A 12150-nucleotide genomic window follows, 5' to 3' on the forward strand; every position below is an offset into this window, starting at 1 on the left:
GGTGGAGCAAAGAGACGAGGAATTGGCAAATGATTAATGAAGTGCTTTTAAATCCGGAAAAATGTAAAACTGAACCCAAGCTGGCGGTAGCTGTGTAAAATTCTAACTTATGCGACAACTACGCTGAAAATCACCGAAAATGACGAAGCCCTAGAAGAAGCAAAAGAAAATCTAAAGCCGTATATCGAAGCTACTGAGGCCTTTCTTGAAGGGATGAGCAGCGAGTTACAAACACTACTTACCACTAAAGGAGCGAAAGAGTTTGCAGAAACGCTTCAAGGATCCCCCGTCTCAATAGAAGCACTTCTAGCATCCATTCGCACGGAAGATACTATTTCTCCTGAAAAGATAGCGTGGATTCGAGAGAGAATTAACTCTTCCGATAAATCATGGCGAGAGATGTTTGTCTACGCTACCACCGGAAATACCATGCTCTCCCCCGGCGTGCGAATTAACATCTGTCCTTCTGAGCGAGATGTCTTTGAAATACACACTTGCTTTAACTCAATCGCCCTACCAACAGCCCTGATGAGCAAGGAAGATTTTCTCATAGCCTTAGATGTTGTCCTTGCCGAAACAAACTATAACATCGGATAAAAATGCATGGGGACTATCCCGGTATATTCTATTAATAACTTGATTTATCGAGCTTCACCTTTCCTCTAAAGACCCAATAGATGAAATAGCCATAGGCTAAAACAAGGGGCACTCCAATTGCTGCGATCGTGAGCGTCACCTCTAGTGTCGTTGCCGAAGACGATGAGTTAAACATCGTTAAACTAAACTGCTCCGGATTGATAGATGAGCGTAAGATATAGGGATACGTACCAATTCCAAAAAGACAAAAGAAAAGCATAATAGCCAGCGATGACGAAAGAAAGGCAAAGCCGTCATTTTTCTTCTTTGCTTGGAGAGGGATATTGATAATAGCCAGCAACATAATGACAGGAACGACGATAAGCCATGGGTGATCAAGAAAACGATGCAGCATATGTCTTGCCGTATGTGCAGTATCAAGCGTTGCAATCACAAACATTGCAATAAAAAAAGTCATCGAAGGTTTAATCCAATTTCTCAAGCGATCATGCAACTCCCCTTCCGTCTTCATCAAAAGAAAGATAAGACCGTGCAACATAAATAAAGAGACGGCTAAAAAACCAACAATGACCGAGTAGAGATTAATAAATGCCCAAAAATTACCATGAAAGCCCTGATTGCCGTCAATAGGAATCCCAAGAATCAGGTTCCCTAAAACGACACCGGCTCCCCATGTAATCACTAGCGATCCGACAAAAAATACGATATCCCAAGCCGACCTCCAAGCCCTGCTTTCGTGTTTGGAGCGAAACTCTATGGCAACGGCCCTTGCAATAATTCCGGCTAAAAAGATCATTAACAGCGTATAAAAGGATGAAAAGATAGCGGCATAAGCTATCGGGAAACCGGCAAACAAAGCTCCGCCAATAATGACAAGCCAAACTTCATTGCCATCCCAAATGGGACCGATTGCATTTAAGAAAATTCGCCGATCATAATCTGCTTTTGCAAAGAGATGTAAGCATCCCACACCCAGATCAAATCCATCTAACATCGTATAAAAAATCACTGAGGCACACAAAACGAGATACCACAAGATTTGCATTGTTGCTAGTTCCATTATTGATTCTCCTTACCTGTAAATGGGGTGCGATAAACGACATCTTCTCTCTCTTCAGCCTCCGGACCATGCTTGATTTTGCGGTTGAGTAGGAAAATAAACATGGCAAAGAGAGCTATATATATGCAAATAAACATGATTAATGATCCTATCACTTGATTGGCTACAATGGATCGAGAAACCCCTTCCGATGTTCTCAGTACATTATATACAAGCCAAGGTTGACGACCGAGTTCGGCAGTAAACCATCCTGCCGTATTCGCGATATAGGGAAAAGCAATCGCAAATGTTAAAAGCCACAACAACCATCGCCTCTCTTCCAATTTTTTTCGATAAACAAAAATCCAAGCTAAAATGGCCAAAATGGCCATAGCGACCCAGGCATAAATCATAATGTGATAGCTTTGAAATACCATGGAGATATTGGGCCAATTTTTTTGATCAAACTGATCAAGACCTTGAACCGGTTGTTTAAAGTCGCGAAATGTCAAAAAGCTCAATAAGCCGGGCACTTTAATTCCAACAACCTTTTTCTCTTTTGAGTCGACAAACCCAAGCAGAGTCATCGGAGTATACTCTTTTGTTTTATATACTCCTTCCATTGCTGCAAGCTTTACGGGTTGGTTTTTTGCGACACCTCTTGCCGTAACATCCGCCGAAATCAGCTGTAAAATTAAACAAATTGATCCGATAATTAGACCAACTTTTAAAGAAACTTTAGCAAAATCAAGTGAGCGTCTTTTTAAAAGATAATAGGCTCCAATGCTAATCAATAAAAAAGATCCCGTAATCCAACAACCGATCAACACGTGAGCAAGGCGATCCATTGAAGAAGGGTTGAAATAAACTTCCCAAATATTGGTGACAACAGCGCGCGCGCCTCTGCCGGATCCAACAATTTGATAGCCCGTCGGTGTTTGCATCCATGAATTGGCAATCACAATCCAAATGGCACTAAAATGGGCACCAAATGTGACAAGGATCGTTGACAAATAGTGAACGCGCGGCTTAACTCTTTCCCAACCAAACAACATAATCCCCAAAAAACCCGCCTCGAGGAAAAAGGCAAAAATTCCCTCTGCAGCAAGAACAGTTCCGAAGACGTCGCCAACAAATTTAGAATAATCCGCCCAATTATTCCCAAAAGCAAAGACTTGCACAAACCCTGTTGCAACACCAACAGCAAAGAAAAGAGCAAAGATTTTCGTCCAAAATTGAGCGAGTTTTTTATAAAAATGGTTTTTAGTTTTCATATACATACCTTCCATGATTACAAGAAGAAGGCCAAGCCCAATGCTCATTGGAGGGAATAAATAATGAAAAGTAATATTAAGCGCAAATTGAATACGGGAAAGAAAAACAACATCCATGGAAAAATACCCGGGTCATTAAAAAATTAATATATACATCCTAATAATTTTTATAATTTTGTCAATAAATTGCTTTGCTTTACAAATGAGAATTTTTGTTTCAATAAATTGAAATTAAACAACTTACATAAAATTAATCATCTTCCAAAAGGGTTGTTTATGATTTTTCCTTGTGAATTTTTATTTTCTAGATTGATTTTTCCTGCGTCTTAGTTAAAAATGAGGAAAACTCTGTTGAAAAATAACGCATGTTGCATTTTTATTACCTCATTACCCCGATTATTGAAGTCGTGATCATAGCGGTCATGCTCAATTACCTTCTTTCCTTTTTCTGGAATACCCGCTCAATGGATTTGATGTTAGGTCTATTGGCCTTTCTATTCATCTTCGCCCTTTCCTCACTGCTTAATTTCCCTATTCTGCATAAAATCATGCTTCTTATGGCCAATGTTGCGGTGATTGGAATATTGATTATTTTTCAACCCGAACTGCGCGTTGCGCTCTCGAAATTAAGCTGGAAAGGAAAACGCACAAGAGAAATTAATGAATTCGACACCTTTTTAGAAAACTTGGCAACCTCGACATATCGCCTTGCAGATAAGAGCATTGGAGCTCTTATTGTGATTGAAAATGAAGACAACTTAAATGAATACTCACAAAAAGCCGTTCTTCTAAGCGCTAAGTTCTCATCAGAGCTTCTCGAATCCATCTTTATGACCACAACGCCTTTACATGATGGGGCTGTCATCATTAGCAATGATCAAATTGTAGCTGCATCAGTTATTTTACCCCTTGCCGAAAACACACCCCATCTTTCAAAATCGATGGGAACACGCCACCGCGCCGGACTCGGAATTAGTCAACTCTCCGATGCATTAATTATCGTTGTTTCCGAAGAGACGGGAAAAGTATCGATTGCACGTGATGGAATGATGACGAGGGGAATAAAAATCGATCGCTTTAAAGGAATACTCCGCAGTATATTTAACCCATCACCCCAAAAAATAAAAAAAGCTCGTTTCAATTTTGCGAGTTGGTTTAGACGATGAAAACGTTTTTAATAAACTTCCTTGTAAACAATTGGCCGAGAAAACTGATTGCGCTCATCCTAGCAATTTTTATTTGGTTTGTCGTTGATAATACCCTGACAACCGTTAAAACTCTCAGCAATGTCAATGTCCGAATTATTAATGTCCCTCAAGGCAAAACAATTGAGGGAATCCAATCGGATGGGATTATGAGCAAAAAAATAACCCTGACCTTAACCGGAAAAAAGACCGTCTTGGAACGCCTTTCCTCAAACGACTTAGAAATTGTCATTGATGCTGCAAACAGAACTAAGAATGAATGGGTTACAACAATTACCAAAACAAATATCGTTTCATTAAATCCGGATATCAATCTCCAAAAAGGAGTAAGTAAAATATCCCTCAAAAACTATATTGTTAAGATGTCCCCCTTAGCTACGGTGAAGGTTCCCGTCTTTATCACCCAACCTATTGGAGAAGCTCCAAGGGGATACCGTTTTTTAGATGTATGGCCCTATCAACTCTACTTAACAGTGAGCGGCCCTGAATCGACTGTTGCCAAACTTAAAACGCGAGGCGTTAAGCTCACCTTTAACCTCAATGATATTTCAAAAGCCGAACTCGACAATCTGCAGTCAAGCACTACGAGTAAAACTAAAGATGTTGTGAGTTTTTTCATTCCCAAGGAGTGGAAACAGATTTATCTTCCCTCTATATCCGAGAAACCGATTCAAATCGATGATCCGGATGCCAACTATTTGCGCATTGATTTTATTCGCTCTGAACTCCTTCCAATTAGCAACGCCATTCCACTCTCTCTTTTTTCTTCCCCTATGACGAGATCGAATGCCAATATTCAAACAATGAAATTTTCAGGCCCTTTGATTTCAACCTCTCCCACTCAAATGCCCGTTCTTAACTTGCCTCTTTATGCAAAAGGGGCAAATGACGTGTTCATTGAAGTCGTGAAAAATATGATGGAAATTGTCGTTATTTATCCACCGGCCGAAAACAACAAGCTCAATTGGAGCGTTCAATTCATCAACCCCAAAGAACTCGAAGATCGCTATGTTAGCATCGTTCTCTCCGACGTCTCCGACAAAGAAATTAGAGAGCTACAACCCGAGCTTCGACAGAAATATTTAAGGAATCGCTTTAGAAATTACATGAATCGTTTCCAACTTTTTAGGTCAGATGATAAACTGTTGGAATTATCATTTGAGTTAAACGGAAATCAAATCGTAGTTTCAGAGGAAAATGGTTCCTGATCATCGGCAATCTCTTAAAGTTTGCTTTTTAAAACGTCATCTCAATTTATTGGGAGGACTCGAAAAATACTCTCGTTATCTAGTCAACGCTTTTGCGGCTCGAGGATATGAAGTTTCATTTCTTTGTTCGAATAAGGAGTTCAACCGTCCTCTTGATGATCAGGTTCAAATTATTCCTGTCAATCCCCCACTCCTTTTCCCTTTGAATCCTATTCAATCTTTTGATAAGGCCTGCCAAAACTGGCTTAAATCCCATCCTATGGATATTATTTTCGGTCTCGACCGGACAAGCCATCAAACACACATTCGCGCGGGAAACGGCTCTCATCGAGCTTTTATCGATCGCCGCAAACAAATTGATTCGTGGATCAAACAAAAGACCTATTTTCTTAATCCTACCCACAAAGCCATCTTAGATATCGAACAGGCATCTTTTGAAAACCCCTCACTGAAAAAACTGTTCACCAATTCATCCATGGTAAAAGATGAAATCCTTCAATACTACTCGATTGATCCCCATAAGATTGAAGTGATTCATAACGGCGTGGAGCACCGGCAAATGGAGCCCTATTTTTCCCATTTTGAAGAGACAAAAGAAAATTTGCTCAAAGAGCTCAACCAACCCAAAGATATTCACCACCTTTTATTTATCGGTAATGGCTACTTCCGCAAAGGACTTATTCCCCTTCTTAAAGCCCTCGCCTTATTAAAAGAGATGCCTTTTCACCTCTATGTGATTGGAAAAGAAAAAAACACCCCCTATTTTCGGAAGGAGGCCCACTCTTTAGGCTTATCAAAGCATGTTTCATTTTTGGGATCGCAGCCCGATATCATGAAATTTTATGCTCTGTCCGATACGCTCATCATCCCCTCATATTACGACCCATTTGCCAATGTCACAGTTGAAGCTCTCGCGATGGGTGTTTACGTCATTTCCTCTCCATTCAATGGGGGATCAGAAGTTTTAACGGCAGCAAATGGCCGGATTATCCCTTCCCTCTTTGACATCGATTCATTCGCCGAAATCTTGGAAAACCGCCTTTTGGAAAGAAAAACTTTTTCAACAGCGCTTCCTATTCGAGAAAGCATAAAACACTTGGATTTTACAACCCAACTCAATAAAATGATTGATGCATGTCTAGAGTAAATCAATACCGATTTTCGTTTCTCCTTATCCGTCAATTTGCACGCTTCCTCAGTTATTTACCTTATCCCATGATCCATTTACTTGGAAAGGGCATCGGCCGCTCTATCTATTATCTCTTCCCTACCCTTCGCAAAACGGCTCTTATCAATTTATCTCATGCTGTCGCGCTGCATTTAAACAAAGAGCAAAAAATTAAAATCGCCAAGGAATCTTTTGAAAGCTTGGCTATTACATGTCTGGAGTATGGCAAGTTTGAGCGAGACCGCCACTTACAGCGCCGTTTCATTTGTGAAAATCCCGCATATGCTCAAAAACTGATCGATGAGGGCCAGGGCATTATCTTTTTTTGCGCTCACCAAGCCAATTGGGAAGCTCTATTTTTAGAAGGGACGACTCGAATGCCGGGAGCTGCCATTGGCAATGAGCTAAAAAACCCGTTTCTCTCTCATTGGATACGCTCTATCCGAGAACGTTTCGGCGGCCGCATTATTTCGCCAAAAGATGCCGTTAAAGAAGGGATGCGCACTCTAAAGACCGGTAAATTTTTAGGACTTGTTGGGGATCAAGCCCTCCCCTCCGGAGGATTTCAATCCCCCTTTTTGGGAACCCCCGCATGGACTTCACCCCTTCCGGCTATTTTAAGTTATAAAATGAAATGCCCCATTATCTTTGCATCAATTACGCGCAAAAAAACCCGCTACTTTATCCACTATTCGGATCCCATTTGGCCCAATGCGGATGCCTCTCTCTCAAATGAAGTCGATCGCTTGATGAGGCAAACCCTTTCATTGCTTGAAGAAAGCATTGCAAAGCACCCTTCCGAATGGATGTGGCTTCACAATCGATGGAAACAAGAAACACCCGATACGGTTTATTACCGATTTCGCCATGAAACTATTACAATTATTATGCCTCTTGATGAGGCACTTTATGACCGCTTTTCCCCTCTCATCGAGTTGTTTCAAGAGATCTATCCCAATGCATTTTTAAAGCTATTTGTCCCTAAAAACTCTTTTGAAGGAAAATTTCACGGCACTGTTATAGAATATGCCAAAGAAAGTGATTTATATTCAGAAGATCTCAATGCGAAACTTGTTTTTCACTTTACCCATTATCAAAAACTTAAAAAATATTATAAAAAACAGGGTGCATTGGATGTTTTATCTTACTCCGATTTAGAAAAAATCGCTTTTGAAAACCAAGAAATAGTAAGTGATGAACCAAAAACTATTTTAATTAAAGCGATTTGTCGACCACAATATTTTATAAAAGCGGAAGAGATGCATTTTCTCACCCCCTCTGACAACTTAAACGTTTTAGGTTAATATGCCCCATATGCGCTTTTTTATCGATGCCCCCTTAACGACTGCAGACGTTGAGCTCAGCGGTGAGGAATTTTTTCACTTGAAAAAAGTGATGCGCGCTGACAAGGGCTCATCTGTCGAACTCATTAACGGCAAAGGCTCTCTTGCACAAGGAATCATCTATTCTTTAGAAAAATCCCATGCACTCATCAAGATCACAACACATGTCTTCTCTCCTAAGCCCAAACAATCGATTATTCTCTATCAAGCGATGCCTAAACTCCCCCACCTCCATCTCATTATTGAAAAATGCACGGAGCTTGGAGTGGATGAAATTGTTTTATTTGATTCCTCCCACTCCGAAAAAAAGGGGCTCTCTCGCCAACAACAAGAGAGGATCGAGCATATCACTATTGCAGCGATTAAACAATCCGGAAGGCTTTATCTCCCTAAAGTTCAAGAAGGTTCACTAAAAGAGCTTCCAAAAAACGGCCATTGTTTTTATGGCGATATTGGCAGCCGTGAGAAACTAACTCAATCTATTGAAAAAAGCGAACTCACCCAAGATCTCGTTTTTATTAATGGACCGGAAAAAGGTTTTTCTAAAGCAGATTTAAGCGATTTGAAACAACACAATGCCATCGGAATCAGTTTGTCTGACAATATTCTCCGTACAGAAACGGCAGCTATTTTTGCAGTTGGCCTTCTCGCACTATCCATAGTTTACCCAAGAGGGGGATGATAACGACATGTATCATTTTCATAGTGTAGGTTAGGATCAATCGTTCCCTTAAAAATAATCCCCTTCTCGGCATCCATTGTGACAAACTGGTTGTCTTGTAAAATCGAAAGGGCATTATCGGCTCTTGTAATGAGCGGAATTTTGTACTTTAATGTCAATTCCAGGGCTTTTTCTTCTGATCGATGATCATCAGAAGGATTTTGTAGAATAACGGCTAAACTATTTCGAATAATATGCTCATATGCTTCATCACATCGTGAGAGAATAATAATTTTATTTTTGGAAGCATAATAGGCTTTTTCGTTGGGGGTCAGCACCACGCAAACCTGACCGTACACCCTTTCATAAGAACCGTGACCCTCACCTCTAGCCAAAACATCCCCAATAATATCAACGATCATCATATTTGTTGAGCCACTCACATTGAATGGTGACCCCGCTGATACAACGATGAGATCGCCATAATTGAGAATTTTTCTATCCATAGCAAAGTGACTTGCGACATGAATGGCTTCGCTGACCGAACTCACCTTCTTTAAAATCGGGATAATTCCCCAATTCATAGCGAGTTGATGATAGGTCTTTTCAAATGGCGTGATGGCTAAGATGGGCAAATCGGGACGGAAGCGAGAAATTGATCGAGCTGTCCCTCCCTTCATGGTACATACAATAATCCCCTTGGCATCCGCACTATAGCTCGTTTTCACGCTGGCCGACGCAACGGCTGAAGAGACATCATAAAAGTGTTTGCCAAGGCGATGAAAGAAATATTCTCGGTATTTAAAGTCCCGCTCGGTTTCATCAATAACCTTTTTCATCATTTCTACAGTTTCTATCGGATATTTACCAACAGCCGTTTCCCCGGATAACATGACACAAGAGGCCGAATCATAAATGGCATTGGCAACATCAGATACTTCTGCCCTTGTTGGAGAAGGATGATTGATCATCGATTCAAGCATTTGAGTGGCAACGGCAACGGGTTTTCCCACGCGGTAAGATTTTAAAATAAATTCCTTCTGGAGTTTTGGAACTTGTTCGATCGGCATTTCAACACCGAGATCGCCTCTAGCAACCATAATTCCGTCAGCAACATGGACGATACTATCAAAATTCTGAACGCCAAAATAGCTCTCTATTTTGGCCATAACAGCAATATTGGGTTGCCCAAATTGGGATAACAATCGTTTAATTTCCATGACATGCTCTGCATTGCATACGAAAGAAGCGGCAATGACATCAATATCTTGTTTGCTCCCGAATTCAATATCCTCAACGTCTTTATCCGTCACTGCCGGAATAACAATTCCGCCCTTTGGAATATTGACTCCCTTGTGGTTTTTTAAAGTTCCGCCATTTGAAAATTGAATCACAGCGCGATCGGTATTGACTTCAATCACTTCGGAGCGCAGGGCCCCGTCATCGAATAAAATGACCATTCCCACTTTAAGCTGATCAATCACATCAGCCGGATAGATTGCAATCTCATTGGGGGAAGTGATTGGAGTTTGATCCTTGAGAAGAACAAGCCTTGTCGAAACAGCGACCTCAACTGACTGATTCACAACTTGCGTCACGCGGATTTCCGGCCCTTTGGTATCGAGCATGATCGCAAGGGGAACATTGCATTCTCTTCTCGCCTCTTTAACATTAGCAATTGTTTGAGCATGCTCTTCGTGAGTGCCGTGACTAAAGTTAATGCGAGCGACGTTCATTCCGGCTCGAATCAACTGAATAATTCTTTCCTTCGTTCGGCAAGAGGGGCCTAAAGTGCAAATGATTTTTGTTCTTGGGGGGATAAAACGTTCAATCAATCTATGCTCTCAAATGTGAAATTGCACTATCACCGATATATAATTGAGAGATAAGTTTAATTTCACCTCTTTTCTCATCCGGATCATTGTGAAGCCCAAAGGCCGGCATGAGTATCAACGGGAGATGACATTGGAGAACGAGGTCGAGGATATAATGTATTAAATTTATCTTCACAAGTATCCTCATGTGACTGGACTTTCGAAAAAAATTCTGCAATGCGTTTACGAACCAGAGTTTCTAAACGTAGAAATCTATTTTGAGAATGACTGCTTAAGTCTGAAACGCCTCTCTCGCTTCTATTATCTATAATTGAGACTTTGTAGCCATCCCTATGACTAATGAATGGCGTTACGGAATGAGGGCCATAAAATGAGCGTATTGCCCCGGCTAATGTGTCAAATAAATTCGCTCGGTAGTACTTTTCTTCCTTCCTATGTTTAGGAGAGATGATCGTAAAGCGCACATGATAGGGAAATGTATCCTCATTATAGCATTGAATATTGGAGAAAGGCTTAACTTCTCCATAATTTGGGATATTATCATCAGTAAGAACACACATCGACAAAGTTGAAGTTTTTTTATCGGCCCACAAATCCTGAATATGTTTATGAATGATTTGCTTATCCCAACTTTTATCAAGACCGGGGTTAGACGTCATAAACCACCGGCTGCACCGTCCCTCTTCAAAATGCCCCAATAAGTACGCCTGGATTCCGCCTAGACTATAGCCTGCAAAAATAGCGGGCCTGTCTTTAGTGATACCATACCCATCGCATAAATCGGCAAATTCCTTTTGAATATCAAAAACTGCTCTTGCTCCGATATGCTCATATAAATTTTGTCGAAAAGAGGTCATATCAAGCTGCGTTGGTAAAAAAACAACAATGGATTGGGATGTCGATTCCTTATCCATCGGAGAAAGAAACATAACTTTACAGCCGCCATCTGTTTTTTTTCCTTTTAAACTATAAATACCATACGGCGTTCGATACACCGTTTTCTTGGGGGTATCACGACCAATGCAGCGCTTTAAAAACGTATCAAAAAAAGCCTCTTCAGAAAGTGAGTCAAGCGCGGCTTCTAATGGTTGCTCTTCACCTGAAGTGAAAGCCGGAGTTAAAGCTTCTTCAGTACGGGGCATAGATAGCTTGGTTTCAGCCAATAATTTGATAACGGAAACGAGTCTTTCTCTCCCTTCATGTGTTGCACCATATCCTTCTGAATGAGCCGGAAATATCGATTGACCAAAACAAAAGGTCTCTTCACGAGATAAAGGATCAAGTAAATCAATCAACTCATTATATTCCTCATTCCTTAGCTCTTTAAAGACACAATCAGAAAACTTTCGACCTGTAGACTCAAAATTTTTTGTTTTATTTTGATCAAAAATCCACTCTAAATCATCTTCGCAGGGCATGGCTATCGCAACGAGCAATTCTTTGACCGATCGGACCGTTAAAGGCGATTGCCCTGAATAATCCCCCCATATTCTATTTGTGATGGCTATACCAAAAATCCCTTGCATCACTTTTCTAATTTTTTCATTCAGCTCGATTTCTTGATGATTGGTTAGAATAGGATAAAAAAGAGATGGAAGCAAATAGCTCGTATATGAAAACCGGACATCGAGACGCCCTTTTTCATCATAGGATAGAATCGCATCGTCTGATACGCCTTGCAGCGTATTGGCGATCAAACGCAATTGGGTTGTTCTATCAAAAGCAGCAAAATCTGATGATGTAGCCATCTCTATTCCTTATTAAAAAGAGTATTGCAAAGAGTTTGGAGAAGCGATTATAATCATTTATCAAAAAACTCC

The 12150-nt window shown here is 40.6% G+C and carries 10 protein-coding genes; 6 read left to right on the forward strand and 4 right to left on the reverse strand.

Annotated features, from left to right (window positions below; all coding sequences use genetic code 11):
• Positions 1-213 precede the first annotated feature (213 nt).
• Complete coding sequence (locus K9M07_02160; protein ID MCF7852026.1) at positions 214-597, forward strand: hypothetical protein; 384 nt, start codon at positions 214-216, stop codon at positions 595-597.
• 31 nt (positions 598-628) lie between these two features.
• On the opposite strand, the gene cydB is transcribed toward K9M07_02160, so the two are convergent.
• On the reverse strand, positions 629-1657 hold the full coding sequence (gene cydB / locus K9M07_02165) for a cytochrome d ubiquinol oxidase subunit II (protein MCF7852027.1): 1029 nt from the start codon (positions 1655-1657) through the stop codon (positions 629-631).
• Positions 1657-3027 carry a cytochrome ubiquinol oxidase subunit I gene (locus K9M07_02170; GenBank protein MCF7852028.1) on the reverse strand — a complete coding sequence of 457 codons (1371 nt, stop codon included), beginning with the start codon at positions 3025-3027 and terminating at the stop codon, positions 1657-1659. Before K9M07_02170 ends, cydB begins: the two co-directional genes overlap by 1 nt.
• 251 nt (positions 3028-3278) lie before the next feature.
• Between K9M07_02170 and cdaA the strand changes: the two genes are divergently transcribed.
• The 5 genes from cdaA to K9M07_02195 are packed head-to-tail and all read left to right on the forward strand — an operon-like array spanning position 3279 to position 8516.
• Positions 3279-4076: a diadenylate cyclase CdaA gene (gene cdaA / locus K9M07_02175; protein ID MCF7852029.1), complete on the forward strand. Its 798-nt coding sequence runs from the start codon at positions 3279-3281 to the stop codon at positions 4074-4076.
• A complete protein-coding gene (locus K9M07_02180) occupies positions 4073-5323 on the forward strand; it encodes a hypothetical protein (GenBank protein ID MCF7852030.1) in 1251 nt (416 codons plus the stop codon). Before cdaA ends, K9M07_02180 begins: the two co-directional genes overlap by 4 nt.
• A complete protein-coding gene (locus K9M07_02185) occupies positions 5313-6470 on the forward strand; it encodes a glycosyltransferase family 4 protein (GenBank protein MCF7852031.1) in 1158 nt (385 codons plus the stop codon). Before K9M07_02180 ends, K9M07_02185 begins: the two co-directional genes overlap by 11 nt.
• Positions 6458-7795 carry a lysophospholipid acyltransferase family protein gene (locus tag K9M07_02190; GenBank protein ID MCF7852032.1) on the forward strand — a complete coding sequence of 446 codons (1338 nt, stop codon included), beginning with the start codon at positions 6458-6460 and terminating at the stop codon, positions 7793-7795. Before K9M07_02185 ends, K9M07_02190 begins: the two co-directional genes overlap by 13 nt.
• Before the next feature lies 1 nt (position 7796).
• Complete coding sequence (locus tag K9M07_02195; GenBank protein MCF7852033.1) at positions 7797-8516, forward strand: 16S rRNA (uracil(1498)-N(3))-methyltransferase; 720 nt, start codon at positions 7797-7799, stop codon at positions 8514-8516.
• Here K9M07_02195 and pyk read toward each other — a convergent pair.
• Both pyk and K9M07_02205 read right to left on the reverse strand, forming a co-directional pair.
• A complete protein-coding gene (pyk, locus tag K9M07_02200) occupies positions 8498-10315 on the reverse strand; it encodes a pyruvate kinase (protein ID MCF7852034.1) in 1818 nt (605 codons plus the stop codon). The genes K9M07_02195 and pyk overlap by 19 nt on opposite strands.
• 98 nt (positions 10316-10413) lie before the next feature.
• Positions 10414-12078 (reverse strand): hypothetical protein, encoded by a 1665-nt coding sequence (locus tag K9M07_02205; GenBank protein ID MCF7852035.1) that lies wholly within the window; start codon positions 12076-12078, stop codon positions 10414-10416.
• Positions 12079-12150 lie beyond the last annotated feature (72 nt).

The organism is Simkaniaceae bacterium, assembly GCA_021734805.1.
Taxonomy (GTDB): domain Bacteria; phylum Chlamydiota; class Chlamydiia; order Chlamydiales; family JACRBE01; genus Amphritriteisimkania.

Coding starts and splice junctions, on each gene's coding strand:
- K9M07_02160 (MCF7852026.1), top strand. CDS start 214: ATGAGCAGCGAGTTACAAACACTACTTACCACTAAAGGAGCGAAAGAG.
- cydB (MCF7852027.1), bottom strand. CDS start 1,657: ATGGAACTAGCAACAATGCAAATCTTGTGGTATCTCGTTTTGTGTGCC.
- K9M07_02170 (MCF7852028.1), bottom strand. CDS start 3,027: ATGGATGTTGTTTTTCTTTCCCGTATTCAATTTGCGCTTAATATTACT.
- K9M07_02180 (MCF7852030.1), top strand. CDS start 4,073: ATGAAAACGTTTTTAATAAACTTCCTTGTAAACAATTGGCCGAGAAAA.
- K9M07_02185 (MCF7852031.1), top strand. CDS start 5,313: ATGGTTCCTGATCATCGGCAATCTCTTAAAGTTTGCTTTTTAAAACGT.
- K9M07_02190 (MCF7852032.1), top strand. CDS start 6,458: ATGTCTAGAGTAAATCAATACCGATTTTCGTTTCTCCTTATCCGTCAA.
- K9M07_02195 (MCF7852033.1), top strand. CDS start 7,797: ATGCCCCATATGCGCTTTTTTATCGATGCCCCCTTAACGACTGCAGAC.
- K9M07_02205 (MCF7852035.1), bottom strand. CDS start 12,078: ATGGCTACATCATCAGATTTTGCTGCTTTTGATAGAACAACCCAATTG.